Annotated in this window: 18 protein-coding genes and 1 tRNA gene; 10 read left to right on the top strand and 9 right to left on the bottom strand. The window is 41.7% G+C overall.

Annotated features, from left to right (window positions below; translation table 11 throughout):
- Nucleotides 1-31 precede the first annotated feature (31 nt).
- Both ppc and CAP51_RS13590 read right to left on the bottom strand, forming a co-directional pair.
- Nucleotides 32-2,722, bottom strand: a complete 2,691-nt coding sequence (gene ppc / locus CAP51_RS13595) for a phosphoenolpyruvate carboxylase (protein WP_087621294.1) — start codon at nucleotides 2,720-2,722, stop codon at nucleotides 32-34.
- A 124-nt stretch (nucleotides 2,723-2,846) separates the two neighbouring features.
- Complete coding sequence (locus tag CAP51_RS13590; RefSeq protein WP_087621293.1) at nucleotides 2,847-3,470, bottom strand: TetR/AcrR family transcriptional regulator; 624 nt, start codon at nucleotides 3,468-3,470, stop codon at nucleotides 2,847-2,849.
- A gap of 184 nt (nucleotides 3,471-3,654) precedes the next feature.
- Here CAP51_RS13590 and CAP51_RS13585 point away from each other — a divergent pair, with 184 nt between their 5' ends.
- From CAP51_RS13585 to CAP51_RS13555, 7 genes are all read left to right on the top strand, one after another.
- A complete protein-coding gene (locus CAP51_RS13585) occupies nucleotides 3,655-4,776 on the top strand; it encodes an efflux RND transporter periplasmic adaptor subunit (RefSeq protein WP_087621404.1) in 1,122 nt (373 codons plus the stop codon).
- A 15-nt stretch (nucleotides 4,777-4,791) separates the two neighbouring features.
- Complete coding sequence (locus tag CAP51_RS13580; RefSeq protein ID WP_087621292.1) at nucleotides 4,792-7,911, top strand: efflux RND transporter permease subunit; 3,120 nt, start codon at nucleotides 4,792-4,794, stop codon at nucleotides 7,909-7,911.
- Nucleotides 7,912-8,043: 132 nt separating this feature from the next.
- Nucleotides 8,044-8,421: a hypothetical protein gene (locus CAP51_RS13575; RefSeq protein ID WP_087621291.1), complete on the top strand. Its 378-nt coding sequence runs from the start codon at nucleotides 8,044-8,046 to the stop codon at nucleotides 8,419-8,421.
- Nucleotides 8,422-8,749: 328 nt separating this feature from the next.
- Nucleotides 8,750-9,877 carry a molecular chaperone DnaJ gene (gene dnaJ, locus CAP51_RS13570; protein WP_087621290.1) on the top strand — a complete coding sequence of 376 codons (1,128 nt, stop codon included), beginning with the start codon at nucleotides 8,750-8,752 and terminating at the stop codon, nucleotides 9,875-9,877.
- A gap of 118 nt (nucleotides 9,878-9,995) precedes the next feature.
- A complete protein-coding gene (gene dapB / locus CAP51_RS13565) occupies nucleotides 9,996-10,805 on the top strand; it encodes a 4-hydroxy-tetrahydrodipicolinate reductase (RefSeq protein ID WP_087621289.1) in 810 nt (269 codons plus the stop codon).
- Nucleotides 10,806-10,993: 188 nt separating this feature from the next.
- Nucleotides 10,994-11,656, top strand: coding sequence for an START domain-containing protein (locus tag CAP51_RS13560; RefSeq protein WP_087621288.1), 663 nt, complete (start codon nucleotides 10,994-10,996; stop codon nucleotides 11,654-11,656).
- A gap of 128 nt (nucleotides 11,657-11,784) precedes the next feature.
- Nucleotides 11,785-12,417, top strand: coding sequence for a DedA family protein (locus CAP51_RS13555; protein ID WP_087621287.1), 633 nt, complete (start codon nucleotides 11,785-11,787; stop codon nucleotides 12,415-12,417).
- 420 nt (nucleotides 12,418-12,837) lie between these two features.
- Here CAP51_RS13555 and CAP51_RS13550 read toward each other — a convergent pair whose 3' ends face one another.
- The 5 genes from CAP51_RS13550 to CAP51_RS13530 all read right to left on the bottom strand — a co-directional run bounded on the left by CAP51_RS13550 (nucleotide 12,838) and on the right by CAP51_RS13530 (nucleotide 15,331).
- A complete protein-coding gene (locus tag CAP51_RS13550) occupies nucleotides 12,838-13,230 on the bottom strand; it encodes a hypothetical protein (RefSeq protein ID WP_087621286.1) in 393 nt (130 codons plus the stop codon).
- A complete protein-coding gene (locus CAP51_RS13545) occupies nucleotides 13,227-14,066 on the bottom strand; it encodes a ParA family protein (RefSeq protein ID WP_087621285.1) in 840 nt (279 codons plus the stop codon). Before CAP51_RS13545 ends, CAP51_RS13550 begins: the two co-directional genes overlap by 4 nt.
- Nucleotides 14,067-14,111: 45 nt before the next feature.
- Nucleotides 14,112-14,501, bottom strand: a complete 390-nt coding sequence (locus tag CAP51_RS13540) for a SirB2 family protein (RefSeq protein ID WP_281249283.1) — start codon at nucleotides 14,499-14,501, stop codon at nucleotides 14,112-14,114.
- Between the two features lie 14 nt (nucleotides 14,502-14,515).
- On the bottom strand, nucleotides 14,516-14,833 hold the full coding sequence (locus CAP51_RS13535) for a BolA family protein (RefSeq protein ID WP_087621283.1): 318 nt from the start codon (nucleotides 14,831-14,833) through the stop codon (nucleotides 14,516-14,518).
- Between the two features lie 90 nt (nucleotides 14,834-14,923).
- Complete coding sequence (locus CAP51_RS13530; RefSeq protein WP_087621403.1) at nucleotides 14,924-15,331, bottom strand: Lrp/AsnC family transcriptional regulator; 408 nt, start codon at nucleotides 15,329-15,331, stop codon at nucleotides 14,924-14,926.
- 104 nt (nucleotides 15,332-15,435) lie between these two features.
- On the opposite strand from CAP51_RS13530, the gene CAP51_RS13525 reads away from it, so the two are divergent.
- Complete coding sequence (locus tag CAP51_RS13525) at nucleotides 15,436-15,975, top strand: cysteine hydrolase family protein (protein ID WP_087621282.1); 540 nt, start codon at nucleotides 15,436-15,438, stop codon at nucleotides 15,973-15,975.
- 5 nt (nucleotides 15,976-15,980) lie between these two features.
- Here the strand turns inward: CAP51_RS13525 and CAP51_RS13520 are convergent, their stop codons facing one another.
- On the bottom strand, nucleotides 15,981-16,784 hold the full coding sequence (locus tag CAP51_RS13520) for a M48 family metallopeptidase (protein ID WP_087621281.1): 804 nt from the start codon (nucleotides 16,782-16,784) through the stop codon (nucleotides 15,981-15,983).
- A gap of 192 nt (nucleotides 16,785-16,976) precedes the next feature.
- Here CAP51_RS13520 and CAP51_RS13515 point away from each other — a divergent pair.
- A tRNA-Gly gene (locus CAP51_RS13515) sits at nucleotides 16,977-17,052 on the top strand.
- A 195-nt stretch (nucleotides 17,053-17,247) separates the two neighbouring features.
- Here the strand turns inward: CAP51_RS13515 and CAP51_RS13510 are convergent.
- Nucleotides 17,248-17,490 (bottom strand): helix-turn-helix domain-containing protein, encoded by a 243-nt coding sequence (locus tag CAP51_RS13510; protein ID WP_087621280.1) that lies wholly within the window; start codon nucleotides 17,488-17,490, stop codon nucleotides 17,248-17,250.
- A 113-nt stretch (nucleotides 17,491-17,603) separates the two neighbouring features.
- Between CAP51_RS13510 and CAP51_RS13505 the strand changes: the two genes are divergently transcribed.
- Nucleotides 17,604-17,819 (top strand): hypothetical protein, encoded by a 216-nt coding sequence (locus CAP51_RS13505; RefSeq protein ID WP_087621279.1) that lies wholly within the window; start codon nucleotides 17,604-17,606, stop codon nucleotides 17,817-17,819.
- Nucleotides 17,820-17,830 lie beyond the last annotated feature (11 nt).

Raw genomic sequence — 17,830 nt, 5'->3', positions numbered from 1 at the left:
TAATCCGATAACAAGTATTGATGAATAGCGATTAACCGGTATTACGCAAACCTGCGGCAATCCCAGCAATGGTTACCATCAGGGCATGATCCACTGGGGTTTGTGTTTGTCCCTGTTCGATGTATTGACGACGACGACGCATCAGTTCTGCCTGTAACAGATGTAAGGGCAGTAGATAGGTTTTACGTACCCGCATGGATTGATCCAGTACTTCATTTTCACTGAGTAATTCCGATTGGGTTTTCAGTTGCAACAGCGTTTCGATGGCGTTGTTGAGCCGTTGTCGTAGGTTTTCTCCCAGTTCAATCAGGGCAGGGTCTTGGGTTAAATGGCTTTCATAGTATTGTGCAATACCGCGGTCAGCTTTGGATAACACCATTTCCAACATATCAATCAAGGTTTGGAAATAAGGCCATTCCTCTAGCATTTGCATCAATGTATCTTTTTGCTGATGATTAAGCGCACTTTGCAAGGCGGCACCGGTACCTAACCATGCGGGTAACATCAAGCGAATTTGGGTCCAGGCAAAGACCCATGGAATGGCACGTAAAGATTCGATGCCGCCACTGACTTTACGTTTCGCTGGACGTGAACCGAGGGGCAACATCTGTAATTCCAGTTCCGGCGTGACAGTACGTAAGTAACGTACAAATTCCGGATGCTCACGTACCGTCTGGCGATAAATCTGCACTGATTCTGCTGTCATTTTGTCCATCAACTCACGCCAGGTTTGTTGTGGCTTTGGTGGTGGTAGCAGGGTAGCCTGTAAGGTTGCAGCACAATAAATTTCCAGATTTTGAATCGCAATATCTTCTAGGCCAAATTTAAAACGAATCATTTCCCCCTGTTCGGTGACACGAATCGAGCCCTGAATCGAACCGGGTGGCTGAGCATACAAAGCCTGATGAGTTGGCGCACCACCACGACTGATTGAACCGCCACGACCATGGAACAGGGTTAATTTGATCTGGTGTTTTTGTGCGACTTCAGTGAGTTGTTCCTGTGCCCGATATTGTGCCCAGTTGGCAGACATAAAGCCGGCATCCTTGGCAGAATCCGAATAGCCGATCATCACTTCATGCTTGCCATTGATGTGTTGTTTATACCACGGCATATTGAGTAACTGATCAATGGTTTCGGCAGCACGATCCAGATCATCGAGTGTTTCAAACAGGGGAACTACACGTAACGGATTGGCAACGCCAGCTTCTTTTTGCAATAACATCACAGCTAATACATCACTTGGAAACTCGGCCATGGAAATGATATAAGCACCGAGCGAGTCACTGGGTTGTGCTGCAATCATACGCATGGTCGCCAGTACTTCTTGCACATCCGGATTGGATAAGGCATCTTGTGCTGTGAGCTCTGGCTGATAAGGCAATAACGGACGTTTATTGGCTAGTTCCTGAATCAACCAGGTTTGCTTACTTTGTTCACTCCAGGTTGAAAATTCACCCAGTCCCAGATAGGCAGTAATGGCACTGATCGCTTGACGATGACGGGTCGATTCCTGACGAATATCCAGTTTTACCAATTCGATGCCAAAACAGGTGGCACGACGAATCACATCAAGTAGGTGACCATCGGCAATGTCCTGTAATTTACAGGCAGAAAGCGAGTGATAACAATCCAGTAACGGTTCCAGTAATTCCTGTGTCGAATGAATAACACCTGTCGCATCAAGATTGTTTTGTCCACGAATTTTGCTATCCAGCCAGCGTAAGGTCAATTGTAAACGATCTCTTAAGTCACGCAGCCGTTCACGATAGGGTTCGGCATGATGATTTACCGCCTCGGCAAGTTCGGGGGTACATTGTTGCATGGACAATTCCCAACGCAGGCTGGCAATGTCTTTTAAAAATAAATCGGCGGCTTTCCAGCGCGAGAGTAATAATACTTCCTGCGTAATGTCATGGGTGACATTGGGGTTACCATCACGGTCGCCACCCATCCACGATGCAAAGCGTATTGGTGCACAATTTAGTGGCAAGCGCTGCCCACACTGTTGTTGTACTAGATCATCAAGTTCCCGTAAAAACCGTGGCACAGCCTGCCACAAGGTTTGCTCAATGGTAGTAAAACCCCATTTGGCTTCATCAATCGGTGTGGGGCGTTTTTGTCGGATTTCATCGGTTTGCCATGCCGCAGTGATTTCCTGTTTTAATTGTGCGATCAAGCTGGCATGTTCAATGGGTGTGAGTTTACGTTGATCCAGATCAGCCAGACAGCGGCTGATGTCATCATATTTTTGAATTAGAGTACGGCGGCTGACTTCGGTGGGATGTGCAGTTAATACCAGTTCAATATGCAGTTCACGCACGGCATCATAGAGGGTTTGACCGTCGACCTGTTTGTCCTGAAATAGCTGGAATAAGTGCTGGAGTGAATTGCTCGGATTCAGTTTCTTTTGCGGATGAAACTGATTGTGGCGCCGCATTCTTACCCCATGATATTGCTCGGCAATATTGGCAAAATTGAGAAAATGGGTAAATGCACGGGTCAGTGGTAACGTATCCTGATCCTGAAGTTTTTGTAAAATATCGGCAAGGTGTTGTTCTGCCTGTGCATCGCCATCACGTGCGCCTTTGGCATATTTACGAATTTGTTCAACTTGGTCGAAAAGTTCCTGCCCGACCTGTTGTTTTAAGGTATCACCAAGGAAGTTACCCAATAATCGAACATCTTCACGCAAGGCTGCGTCAATTTCAATGAGTGCCATTCTACTTTTTTCTCCCTGGTTTATGGTGTTTTCAGTTGATACCAATTCAGTTTATACCGAAAAAAACGAGAAAAACAAAAGATTAGTCAAAAGAATAATGACTTTTTAACACATTCAGGGACGTTTATATTTTGGGATAAAGTTTTAAAAAGATCTGGAGACGTTGTCGTAGCGTGATTTCAAGTTGTTCAGCGGTAGGTAGATCAATGATTTGCCAGATGGCGCGGTCATAATTGCAATCAGTTAATAAGGTCAGAAATAACTCGGCACATTGCTGACTATTTTCAATCTCCAGTAGTTGTAGAATGCGTACCTGTTCAAAAAAGTTCTGCATATTTTGTTGGGTACGGGCAGGTCCGGATTGATAAAATAAATGTACCAGTTCGACATTGGTGGTGACCAGACTCGACATCAGTCGCATCAATTCCATGGCTTCTTTGCTATACAGCATATTTAAAAAAGCAAAACCTAAACGATGTAATACATCTTCAATATCGCTGTCCGGTCCGATTTCATAATACTTTTTAGGCAATCTTTGTTCACAAACCATTTCAATGGCTGCGCTAAATAATTGGGTTTTATCATGAAAATGATTATAGACCGTTAGTTTGGATACACCTGCATTTTGGGCAATGGCATCCATGCTTGATCCTTCATAACCCAATGTTAAAAAAAGGTTTTTTGCGGCTTCCAAAATTGCCTGACGTTTTTTTAAATCTTTGGGACGACCAAGACCACGTGGTTGCATGTGTATTGACCTCAATGACAGAAGAAACTTGCTGTGCTCACATTTTAATCATTTATTATACTTACTAGTATAGAAAATGAAATCGATTGATGATACATTGACCTTAATTACTGTACTAATTGGTATAATAATTAAGGTCAATACAGTACTGCGACATGATAGCAACGAAATGATGAAGATGGCGATGGGTATGTCTGATTTTGCAAAAATATTGATACTGGGTATGGTGGCACTATGTTTACAGGCATGTAGTAAGCCGCAAGCTGAAGTAGAACAAGAAAAAATTGTTATGGTGACGCAACCGATAAATCAGCAAACACAACTACAAAGCTATGCTGGTGAAGTGGTTGCCCGTCAGCAAACGACACTGGCATTTCGGGTCGGAGGGCAGGTGACCGAACGTGATGCAGATGTGGGTGATCGCGTGAAAATTGGTCAGGTTTTGGCAAAACTTGATGTCAAGGATGCGGACTTACAACTGAACGCTGCTCGGGCACAGCTGGAACAGGCACAGGCTGCGGAAAAAAATGCACAGGTCGAATATCAGCGTTTTCAACAGCTGTTACCGGATCATGCAGTCAGTCGTTCACAGTTTGATGCCATTGAAAATCAATATAAAGCTGCTTTGTCGAGCTTAAAACAGGCACAGGCAAATTATGCCGTGGCACAAAATCAGACCCGTTACAATCAATTGCTGGCCAATAAAAATGGAGTAATTACTGCGCGTAATATTGAAGTCGGACAAGTCGTGGCAGCAGGTCAGACCGCTTATCAAATCGCGATGGATGGCGAACGAGAAGTGGTGATTGGCATACCGGAACAAGTGATTCATCAGATGAAAGTCGGTCAGACAGCCTGGATTAGCCTTTGGTCTGCACCGGATCAACGTCATGCCGGATTTATTCGGGAAATTTCGCCTGCTGCCGACCAAACCAGAACCTTTGCGGTCAAGGTTGCATTCAAAAATAGCGATGTAACGATTCAACTGGGGCAAAGTGCACGAGTATTCTTTAATCGCGAACAACCAGATTTGCTGAAGTTGCCGCTAGCCAGTATTTCCGCAGTTAATCAGTCTCCTTATGTCTGGGTGCTGAAACCAGATAACACCTTGCACAAAGTATCGGTGACAATGGGTGAATATCAACATGATGGCGTACCAATTCTGTCTGGATTAACGGCAGATCAATGGATTGTAGTGGGTGGTGTGCATTTATTGCGTGAAGGACAAAAGGTGAAGCCTGTCGATCGAGAGAATCGTCCTGTGCTGATTAAGATCAATTCCACGCATTCAGCAACACAGTCTTGATTCAGGGAGAATATCATGCAGTTTAATCTCTCTGAATGGGCACTGAAAAATAAAGGTTTATTGCTGTATTTTATGGTGTTCCTTGCCATTATTGGTTGTTTTTCCTATTCCAAGCTATCGCAAAGTGAAGATCCGCCTTTTACCTTTAAAGTCATGGTAGTACAAACCTACTGGCCGGGAGCGACGGCAAAAGAAGTATCTTTACAAGTCACCGATAAAATCGAAAAAGAACTGATGGAAACCGGGAAATACGAAAAAATTCTGGCATATTCCCGTCCCGGGGAGTCGATGGTAACTTTTGTGGCCAAGGATTCCATCCAGTCTACTGAGATCCCCGATGTTTGGTATCAGGTACGGAAAAAGGTTGCTGATATCCAGCATGAATTGCCTAGTGGCGTACAGGGGCCTTTTTTTAATGATGAATTTGGAGATACCTTTGGCAATATCTATGTGCTCACCAGTGAGGATTTTGATTATGCAGTATTAAAAGAATATGCAGATCGTCTGCAATTACAGTTACAGCGGGTCAAGGATGTGGGTAAGGTCGATTTGATCGGACTACAAAACGAAAAAATATGGATAGAAATTTCCAATACCAAGGTGGCTAATCTTGGTATTCCGATGACAGCCATACAGCAGGCATTACAAGAACAAAATAGTATTACGCCAGCAGGTTATTTTGAAACCGCCAGTGATCGTATCCAATTACGGGTCAGTGGGGCTTTAAAGTCGGTTGAAGATTTGAAAAAAATGCCTTTGCTGATTGGTGATCGTACCATTTTGCTGGGAGATGTTGCCGAGGTTTATCGTGGCTTTAGTGAGCCTGCACAACCTCGCATGCGTTTCATGGGCGAAAATGGTATTGGGATTGCAGTATCCATGCGTAATGGTGGCGATATTCTGGCACTGGGTAAAAATCTGGAAACGGAATTTGCCCGTTTACAGAAAACATTGCCTGTGGGTATGAAACTGGACAAAGTATCGGATCAACCTGTTGCAGTCAAACGCAGTGTGAATGAGTTTATGAAAGTACTTGCCGAAGCAGTCATTATCGTATTGCTGGTGAGTTTTTTCTCCTTGGGTTTCCGTACTGGTTTGGTGGTGGCTTTTTCTATTCCGCTGGTCTTGGCCATGACCTTTGCCGGTATGCATTATTTTGATGTTGGATTGCATAAAATTTCACTTGGCGCACTCATTCTGGCACTGGGTTTACTGGTCGATGATGCCATTATTGCAGTAGAAATGATGGCAATAAAAATGGAGCAGGGCTATAGCCGGCTAAAAGCCGCAGGTTTTGCTTGGACCAGTACAGCTTTTCCCATGTTGACCGGTACCTTAATTACGGCCGCAGGTTTTTTGCCGATTGCTACAGCACAATCAGGTACAGGCGAATATACTCGCTCGATTTTTCAGGTGGTAACCATTGCACTTTTGGTGTCCTGGGTCGCTGCGGTCTTGTTTGTGCCTTATTTGGGGGAAAAATTATTACCCGATTATCAAAAGCTCAAACAGCATGTGCCTTGGTATCAAAAACTCTGGGCAAAATGGCGTAAACAGCCACAGCCTACAGCTAAGCCGCATGATACACAACATGATCCTTATCAGACCCGGTTTTATCAGGCCTTTCGCAGGCTGCTGAATGTCTGTATAAGCTATCGTAAAACGGTGATTGCGGTAACGGTGGCAATTTTTGTTGGGTCGGTGCTGATGTTCAAGCTGGTACCACAACAATTCTTTCCACCGTCCAATCGGGCAGAAATTTTAATTGATCTTAAACTTGAAGAAGGTGCTTCCCTCACAGCAACTGAGCAGGCTGTCAAAAAAGTTGAACAGTTTTTGAAAACCCAACATGGCATTGATAATTATGTCGCCTATGTTGGGACAGGGTCACCACGGTTTTATCTGCCACTGGACCAGCAATTGCCGCAAACCAGTTTTGCCCAATTTGTGGTATTGGCCAGTTCGCTAGATGAACGTAATGAAATCCGAAAAAATCTGGATCAGCAATTAAAGCAATTGTTACCACAGGTACGGACACGGGTATCATTACTGGAAAATGGGCCACCAGTTGGCTATCCATTACAATATCGGGTATCCGGTGAAGATTTGAACTTGGTACGTGAATGGGCACAAAAAGTTGCAGCGGTGGTCAGTGAAAGTCCGGATGCAACAAACGTTCATCTTGATTGGGGTGAGCCCAGTAAAATGATTTATCTGGATATTGATCAGGATCGTGCCCGTCAACTGGGGATCAGCAGTCAAGGATTGGCAAATTTTTTAAACAGTTCGATTTCAGGCAGTGTAATCAATCAATATCGCGAGAAACGTGAATTAATCGAAATTCGTTTACGTGGCGATGCCATCGAACGTATCAATGTCGGTGCATTATCGAGTCTGGCTGTTCCCACCAGTTCTGGCAGCAGTGTACCTTTATCACAGATTGCAAAAATTGAATCCGGTTTTGAAGAAGGATTGATCTGGCATCGTAATCGCTTGCCAACCATTACTATTCGTGCCGATTTACATAGTGATAAGTTGCCGGCAACGATTGTAAATAATTTAAGTGCGAAAATGCAGCAATTACGAGAGCAAATGCCAAGCGGTTATTTACTGGAAGTAGGCGGTACTGTTGAGGAGTCAGCCAAGGGACAAGATTCTGTCAATGCGGGTATGCCGTTATTTCTGGCCGTAGTCTTTACCTTGTTGATGCTGCAATTGAAAAGTTTTTCACGCGCAGTCATTGTCTTTCTGACTGCGCCACTGGGAATCATTGGTGTGACTTGGTTTTTATTATTATTTGGTAAGCCATTTGGTTTTGTTGCCATGCTTGGTACCATTGCATTGTCCGGCATGATTATGCGTAATTCATTGATTTTGATTGATCAGATCGAACAGGATATTCGGGCGGGCATTGATCCGTGGAATGCTGTGATTGAGGCAACGATTAGGCGGTTCCGTCCAATTATCCTGACTGCTTTGGCCGCAGTTCTGGCGATGATTCCTTTGTCGAGAAGTATTTTCTTTGGCCCGATGGCAGTGGCAATTATGGGAGGGTTGATTGCTGCAACCTTACTGACATTATTTTTCTTGCCAGCAATCTATGCAACTTGGTTCAAAGTGAAAAAAGTAAACTAATTATCAAAATTCGGTATACAATAGAACAACATTTTTGTATGGTTTCATTGCAGTATTTTGACTGAGTGGAATAAAGAACACCCGTGACTGATGAGTTGCGGGTCGATCATTAAATGAAGGTTGGGGTTTAAAATGGGGTCAGAGCAACAAAAAAAACAGGAAAAGCGCATTTTGATGGCTTACTTGTTTATGCTGTTAACCGTTTTTTCAATTATACCGATCATTATTGCGTACTGGATTGCAGCCCGTGTCACGCATATCCCCGATCTTGAAGTCTGGTTAAGTTCACATGCGTTCTGGATTGTACGTAGCCTGATTATCTTTATCTGTATTGCCGTTTTTGCTGCGCTTTGGTTTATTCCATTGGCTTTTCTGATGTGGGATCAATATATCTGGGTAACTGCATGTACGATTGTAGGAGTGGTATTTGCCATCATTGCCTGGCTGTATTTATTGAATGCTTGGTTAAAAGGGATTTCCCGTTATTTAAAACATAAACCTGTTTATTAATATATTTCTGTTCTGGTTAAATATTCTGCTTTATTCAGCTTTGAGTTGCTGTAGTTGAGGCACATAGGATTTAATTGGATACATTTATAAAAACATCAAGATTATATTAGAAAAAATTTAAAACATATTTTTTAAGCTGATATTTGGCAGGAATTTGTTTCATCAATTTAATTGTATTAAAAAATATCTGCTATCGATGATGGTTGGAGATTCCTGTGCAATGATTAAAATAAATGTTATCTATGCTTGTAATCTGTAAAATCATCCCAACATTAGCCGCAGTCTAAATTTTTTTACTATTCAATATGCGTTAGGAGTACCGCTGCTCATGGCAAAGCGTGACTATTATGAGGTTTTAGGTGTTTCTAAAACTGCCAGTGATGATGAGATTAAGAAAGCCTATCGTAAATTGGCGATGAAATATCATCCAGACCGTAACCCTGATAATGCCGAAGCAGAAGAAAAATTCAAAGAAGCTTCAGAAGCTTATGAAGTCCTGTCTGATAGCGAAAAACGCAGCATGTATGACCGTATGGGGCATAACGCCTTTGAAGGTGGTTTCGGCGGTGGCGGCTTTGGTGGCGGTGGCTTTAATGCAGAGGATATTTTCAGTCAGTTTGGCGATATTTTTGGCGGTGCCTTTGGTGGCGGAAGTCGGGGCGGACAACGCCAGCGTCGTGGTTCAGACCTACGTTATGTGATGACACTGGATCTGGAAGAAGCGATTAAAGGGGTGAAAAAAACCATTACCTTTTCGGCACCTGCACCCTGTGATGTCTGTGACGGTAAAGGCGCAAAAAATGCCAGTGATGTAGAAACTTGTAGAACCTGTCATGGTACGGGTCAAATCCGTATGCAACAGGGCTTTTTTGCAGTACAGCAAACCTGTAGTACCTGTCGTGGTACAGGAAAAACCATTAAGAATCCATGTAATAGCTGTCATGGTAGCGGCATTAAAGATCGTCAGCAAACACTGGAAGTCACTATTCCTGCAGGTGTGGACAATGGCGATCGGGTGCGCTTGTCTGGTAAAGGTGAAGCTGTTACAGGCGGACAGGCTGGCGATTTATATGTCGAAGTTGTAGTGCGTGAACATCCGATTTTCCAGCGTGATGGTGCTGATCTGTATATGGATGTGCCAGTGAGTATTGCCGATGTTGCACTGGGCAAGGAAATTGAAATTCCGACACTGGACAGCCGAGTTAGTTTAAAAATTCCGGAAGGGACTCAAACTGGTAAGTTATTCCGTTTACGTGGTAAGGGAGTAAAACCGGTGCGCAGTACCATGGTGGGCGATTTACTATGTCGTATTGTGGTGGAAACCCCAACCAACCTGACCGAGCGTCAGCGTGAATTGCTGAAAGAATTGCAAGCCACTTTGGGTGAAAGCAATCAACATAGTGATTCCAAAAAGAAAAAAGGTTTTTTTGATAAAGTCTCTGACTTATTTGATTAAGCCTATATCTGAATGAATGCCTGCCTGATGCAGGCATTTTTTATATAAAATCTTCTGAATTCGCTGAGTTTTGCTATAGTAGATGGCAAATTTTATTTAACCTTATTTTGAGGTCATTATGACAACTTCACCACGTATAGGTATTTTGGGTGCGGGCGGACGTATGGGTCGCACTTTAATTCAGGCTGTTCAACAAGCTGGATACACTTTGGCCGCGGCGGTAGAACGTCCGGAAAGTAGTCTGGTCGGTGCAGATGCGGGTGAACTTGCAGGCATTGGTACGCTTGGGGTAACTGTTGTAGCCACCCTTGAAGAAGCCTTGCCACACTGTGATGTGGTGATTGACTTTACTGCCCCTATTGCCACAGAAGCACATTTAAAAGCATGTTGTGCGGCTAAAGTTGCTATGGTCATTGGCACAACCGGATTAAACGATGCACAAAAAGCATTACTGCAAGATACTGCCGCGGAAATTCCAGTGGTCTACGCTGCCAATTATTCTGTGGGCGTAAATGTTTCAATTAAGCTACTCGAACTTGCTGCAAAAGCTTTTGGTGATAGTGTTGATATCGAAATTGTAGAAGCGCATCATCGCCATAAAGTCGATGCACCTTCGGGCACGGCGCTAATGATGGGTGAGGCGGTTGCACATACTTTGGGACGTGATTTAAAAGAAGTTGCAGTGTATGGCCGTGAAGGCATCACAGGGCCGCGTGATCGTCAAACCATTGGTTTTGAAACCATTCGTGGTGGTGATATTGTCGGTGAACATACAGTGATGTTTATTGGTGAAGGCGAACGTCTGGAAGTTAAACATACTGCAACCAGTCGTATGAATTTCGCTGGTGGTGCGGTACGTGCAGCGGCATGGGTTTCTGACAAGGCATCAGGTCGTTACGATATGCTGGATGTGTTGAATTTAAAATAATCCGGTGTTAGCCGACAAGGGTTTGAAGACAGTTGAATTTGCATTATGTATTTATAAATTGTCAACAGACCCTGTGAAATACATTGTATAGAATAGAGCAGGTTATAACGTTGGTGCGTTATAGTTGAAGAAAAAATAGTAATAGATAGCGCTCAGGGTATTATTGCCCAATTCAAATGGAAATGTTGATGTTAAAACGATTAAAACAGATCACATGGATAGTGTTGGCATCAACAATGTTGATGGGAAATGTTGCACATGCTGCAACACAGGAAAAATTATCAATCAATAAAAACGGCATCAAGGTCTGGACCTATCAGGTTGAGAATAATCCAGTGATGCGATATCGGGCGGAAACCATTGTGAATACCACACTGGAAAATGCAGTGGGCTTAATCTTAGATACCGAAAAGGGCAAAAAATGGATTCCTTATGTCAGTGATCTCAGTGTCATTGAACGCAATGATACAACCGGAAAATTTATTGTCTATATGCGTCTGGATTTCCCTTTTCCATTGAGTGATCGTGATCTTGTGGTGGAGGGTAAATTAAGTAAACTCAGTGGTGGAAAAATTGTCTTTAAGAATAAATCCATTACAGATTCGCGTGTGCCAATACACACCAATATTGTGCGTATTCAACAATATGAAGGGGATTGGGTGTTTCAAAAACTAGGCGCACAGCAGGTCAAAGTAACGACTTCGGGTTTTGCTGATCCGGCTGGTGCTATCCCTTTATCTTTTGTCAATAATTTTGTCCAGCAACAGCCTTATCAAATGCTGCAAAGAATGAAGCAGCAAGTAAAACAAAGTAATTATACGACGAAGGACATTCCGGAAGTTTTGCATTAAATCTAGTTTAATTCACCTTGCTGGATTGAAGGCTTGAAAATTATTTGTATAAAAAGCATTAAGCTTAATGCATCTCAGGGCAACTACTGATAGCATGAGACAATATTTTCTTTAATTTAATAAATATCATGTATCTTATTGATTTCATTTTGCATGTGGATCAACATCTGGTTGAATTTGTGACCAATTATGGCACCTGGATTTATGTCATTCTATTTCTGGTGATCTTTGTCGAAACTGGTCTGGTGGTGATGCCATTTTTACCGGGGGACAGCCTTTTGTTTGCCGCAGGTGCATTGGCAGCAACGGGAGCAATGAATCCCTGGATATTGATTCTATTGCTGTTTGTGGCTGCTGTACTGGGTGATACGCTGAATTATCATATCGGTAAATATGTTGGACCGCGCGTATTTGAAATAGAGTCACGCTGGATCAATAAGGAATATTTGTATAAAACCCAAGCCTTCTTTGCAAAGCATGGCGGCAAGACCATTATTTTTGCCCGTTTTATTCCCTTTGCCCGTACTTTCGCACCCTTTGTTGCCGGTGTTAGCCATATGCATTATCGCTATTTTTTAAGCTATAACATTATTGGCGCGCTATGCTGGGTATGTTCTTTTATTTTACTTGGTTATTTATTTGGCAATATTCCAGCCATTAAAGATAATTTTACCTATGTGATTTTTGCCATTATTTTGATTAGTGTGCTGCCGGCTTTGATTGCATTTGTACGTGAACGATTATTCAAGAAAAAAGCCTAGACTCAAATATTGAACTGCTATGAATATTGCTGTTTAATTAACGTGAATTAGGAATAAGATGAGTAGAAGTAATTAGTTTCGTAACAGCGTCCGCTGCTTGTTCGAGGTCAGCAAATTATCTGCAAAATAATGTTTTTCCAATTAATTTATTTTTTGGTGGTATTTGACCGAGTTTGCAGCGGACAAATGGTTTTGCCTACTTTTCCCGAAAGCCTTGCGAGGCAATGCCTCTCAGGTCGAACCTGAACAAGATTGAAATATATTTCAATCGCAGTGCAAGACGAAGTGAGTTGATCCTGAAATATGCCTAATTTTGTAAGACTCCGTCGTGATTCTTTCATTAAAATTAATTTTATGTATACAAAACAAAGATTTTTATCCAGAACTGAGGTTAATTAAACTTTTCTAATTTGAATTGCATTACGACGTTTTCTGACGAGGATGCTGAATCGGGCAATTCTTAAAGTTTGCCGCTTGTTCAATTGCATCCTGTTGCCCGAATAATCTGCCGATTTCCGTCCGTTTGCTGTCACTGGATTGTCCCATATTGACCGATACACTTGGACCAAAACCCCATCCGCCACGACCCCAGCCACCGCCTAAACCAATACCCAAGCCCACACCAGTGCGTTTTGCCGGTTCTACACCTTGCTGTAAATATTGATTGATTCTGGCATATTCAGCATGTAATTGAGCGCAGTCCAAGCCTTGATATTGTGTAGGTGATACATAAGTAGGTTTAATATTTCCGGTTGCACAGCCTGTCGCTACAACTGCTGTAGCAAGCATTAAACACATCAGAGAAGTTTTCATTGGATGCCTTCAATTTCATTAAATAATTGACGATAGGTTTGGCTGAGTTTGTGATCTGCTGCCAAATGAATCAAGGGTAAATTTTTAATATGTGATTCTTTCATAATCACCGATGGCGGTAGCATGGTCGCAAAAACTGGCAGTTGATCTTGACGCAATTGCGTAACAATTTCGCGTGGCAGTTTTGCCTGAGACTGAAATTGATTGACGATAACGCCTTCCACACTTAACTGATCGTTATGATCCTGACGAGTTTCTACCACATTTTCTAATAAAGTGAGTAAAGCACGATGAGAAAATACATCACAGTCAAAAGGAATTAACACCCGATCGGCAGCGATTAACGCAGACAATGTAAAGAAGTTAAATGCCGGTGGGGTATCAATATAAATCCGGTCAAAATGAGCATCGAGTTTTTTAATGGCATCTCTTAATTTATAAATTTTATGTTTGGATTCCAGCACATGTTCTAATGCGCCCAATTCGGCATGGGCAGGAATGACTGAAAGATTTGCAAAAGGACTTTGATGAATGACCGCTTCCAGTCCTTTGGGTTTACTGCTAAGCAATGAACCAATTGCCGAACCAATCAGGCCTTTTGCCTGTGTATTACCGACGACTTCTTCAAAAAAATTATAAATATTGGGATTAAAAGTCGGTAGGGTTTGGCTACTTTCATTTGAACCACCCAGAATATACTGGCTGGAATTCGATTGTGGATCCAGATCAATGACCAGCGTGCGATAACCCTGTACTGCACTGATGGCAGCAAGATTGACAGTGATGCTGGATTTACCAACACCACCTTTCTGATTAAAGACCACACGTGTAATCATTGATTTCTCCTTGTTTTAATGACTATAGGGTGATAATGATCGGGTTTATCCAAACTGTGGCTTGAGTAAAATGAGCCCAAAGATGGCAAAATAAGCAGTAATGGCAATGACTAGGCCAGCTTGTCTTTGTATCAATAAAATATCAGGACGACGTTTAAAGGCTTTTGCTGAAGCGGATAACACCACTATAAACAAAATGATTTTGGCATAAAACCATGCTTCAACCTGAAAATTAATCTTCCATAATAACCATAAACCCGATAACACCAGAATACTATAACTCAAGTGTTGTAAAGCGACGAAAATCTTGTTAGACGTAGTACGTTTTTCTTGCCAGCGGCTTTGAATTAAAATCGGGAATGTGCGTAACAGCAAAAGAGTAAATGCCATATATGCTACGATGATGTGAACAAATTTAAAAATGTCTGTATCCATCATTGATCCCAGATTTAAGAGTTTTCAGTTTTTGGTGCATGGGCACATGCCGGACTGTCTGGACGTTCACCTGTCCATTCTTGTGGGGTATAGGCATGAATTGCCAGCGCATGGATTTTTGCCGGGGCCAATAAATCGCCCACCAGCGCATATACTTTTTGATGGCGTTTGACCAAACCTAAACCTTCAAATACTGGGCTGACCACAGTCACTTTAAAATGACTTTCCTTACCGGGGAAATATCCGCCATGTCCGGAAGATTCATTTAAAATTTCCAGATATTCGGCAGATAAAGGCTGGAGTAATTGTTCGAGTTGAGCTTGTAAAGACATCATCTGGCCTGCTTAAAAAATAGCTTTCATTGCAGTGTAGCATAGCGGAATAAAAAGTGACAAAAGCCTATGGTCTAGTGCAAAGTAGAGTTATGCTTTCACCTCACGAAGCACAGTACTAACTGAATAACGACAATATATCGAAATACCTTCTATAAATTTTACTAATTGCATGGGATCAAAATGTGCGACAACCATATAGCATGCATCTCCCATAATCTTATAAAACTCATCAATCTGATCAAATTTTTGAACAATGGATTCTATTTCAGCAAAATAATGGTCATTTAAAAATAATTGTATAAATTGTTTGTGTTGATACTGAATTTTGACAGTGTAGCTCTGAATAATATTTTGATCGATCAGATGATTGATCCTTACGCCAACTGCCTGACCCGTGCGATGAACTTTTTCACCAATTTCCTTATGGGATTGTCGGCAATCCTGTTGGAGTAATTCGATAATTTTTAAATCAATATCGTCAATACGATCATTTATTTTCACAGTGAAAGAAATTTCTTAACAAGGCTTTCATGAAATTGTATGTTGCGGTGAAATTTAAGTCTACCTTATAGACGAGATTTTAACCGTAGGATAAGTCAATGAAACAGGCATTATTAATTATTGATGTACAAAATGATTATTTTAAAGCAGGCGATATGGAATTGGTAGAACCGGAACAGGCTTTAATGCAGATTAACCAGTTGGAAGATCATTTTTTAAAACAAAGTCTACCGATTATTTATGTCCAGCATATTGCAGCAAGTGATGCGCCATTTTTTAGGGAAAACAGTAACGGTGTACAATTGCATCAGGATTTAAGATATACAACAGATGCCATTTTGGTTGCAAAAAAATATCCAAATAGTTTTTATCAAACCCGCTTGCAACAGATTCTTCTGGAACAAGGGATTGAGCAACTGGTGATTGTCGGCATGATGACACATATGTGTATTGATTCAACCACACGGGCAGCGAAAGAATTGGGTTATCAACCTATTTTAATTAGCGATGCAACAGCGACCAGAACTTTGCAGTTTGATGGACAAACTGTTGCAGCACATCAGGTGCAGCTTGCATATTTAAGTGCATTGTCAAACTTTGCGGATATACAAACTACACATGACTATTTATATTCGTAAACCTTCTAGCGTTTGGCCTGCTGATAAAGCGGCATCACTTTGGGAATCAGTGATTGCAGGTTCTGAATACGATTGGCTGGATTAGGATGCGTACTTAAAAATTGTGGGGAACCGGATTGATTCGCTGCCATCATTTTTTGCCATAAAGTCACTGCTGCCTGTGGGTTATAGCCGGCACGGGCCATCAGCTCTAGCCCCAAAACATCGGCTTCGGTTTCCTGAGTTCTGCTGTTGGGTAGACTTACCCCAACCTGACTTACCAGCCCTGCCAATTGCGTCTGTCCTTCCGTCATTCCTGTAGCCGCAGCCAGAATACCTAAACCTGCTTGTTGAGCGTAAGCACGAGAAACATTTTCACGACCATGTTCACGTAATGCATGTGCCATCTCATGTCCCATGATTGCAGCGATTTCATCATCACTTAAATTTAAACGATCAATAATCCCCGTATAGAACATGATCTTGCCCCCAGGCGCACAAAAGGCATTTAATTCATTACTTTTAATTAAATTAACTTCCCATTTCCATGTGGCTGCTTCCGGACGAAGAACTTTGGCCTGTGGAATCAGGCGGTTGGCAATTGTTTGTAACCGTGCATATTGGGCGCTATTGGTATTTAATGCACCTTGCGATTTGGCTTGCGTCAGAAGTTGGGCATAACTTTGTGCCGAAAGGCTGTTTACTTCGGCATCTGAAACAATCAAAAACTGTTTGCGATCCACACCTGTTGTACTGGTTAATGTCGTGCTGGAACACCCTGCTGTAAATGCCAAAGCAGCAGCTAAAATCGTGGCAGTAAAAAATTTCATTGTCACTCCATTTTAAAAAATTTTAATATTGTTGATGTCATGTATTCTACGGGTTTAGGAGATAAATTTCCGTATAAAAATTGCATATCCATCTTGCTTAAAATTGAAATATGCTGATAATTTCGGCAATTAATCAAGTAATTGAGAAAAATTTCTTGACCTAATTTTGGAATACGTTATTATGTGCGGCATGCGGGAATAGCTCAGTTGGTAGAGCACAACCTTGCCAAGGTTGGGGTCGCGAGTTCGAGTCTCGTTTCCCGCTCCAAATTCTTAAAAGCCTCAATCAAATGATTGGGGCTTTTTTTATTATATTTTCAATTGCTTAAAGAGTTAAAAATAAACCGTTTTAATCATTTAAAGACTTCAGAAAAGTCAAGCCCTTTCCAGTTGATGGGAAAAAAGTGACCAAAAGTGACCAAAAAAAGACTAAAAGTGCCAAGGCACTTTTTATTTAGGAATTCTATTTAGGACTTTCTGTTGATTCTTTTGTATTAGAATCGGTTTCTGTTTTATAAATCAAAATATCACCTACATCGACTTTTAATAAAGCACAAATTTTTTCGAGTGTTTCAAAATCAATCCTTGTTGATTGACCATTATAAAGTTTATGTAAGGTCGTTTTACTCATTCCCGTGGCACGGACTAAATCCGATACTTTCATTCTTCGTTCTGCTAAAAGAACCGGCAAATTACAAACAATCACAAAATTACCTCCTTTATGGTAAAAATAACTTGCTTTGAGATAAAATTATGCTAATATCACCTTAAGGGTAGTTTTTACCTTTATTGTGATAAATTTTATAAGGAAGCAGTTTTATGAGTCTAACATATCTTACAACCAAAGAACTATCGGATCGAATCCATTATAACGAGCGAACTATTCGAAATCAGTTAAAAGATTCCGTTCTTATCGAAGGTGTGCATTACATTCGCCCTTTTGGCGGGCGGAAAATTTTATATATTTGGGAGCGTATTGAAGAAGATATGACGAAGCCTCTGTTAGCAAATCTTAGTTCTTTATGTTTGCAATAGGAGAGCAATGC

This window comes from Acinetobacter populi, from assembly GCF_002174125.1.
Classification (GTDB): Bacteria; Pseudomonadota; Gammaproteobacteria; order Pseudomonadales; family Moraxellaceae; genus Acinetobacter; species Acinetobacter populi.
This window is presented reverse-complemented; position numbering and strand designations above follow the sequence as displayed.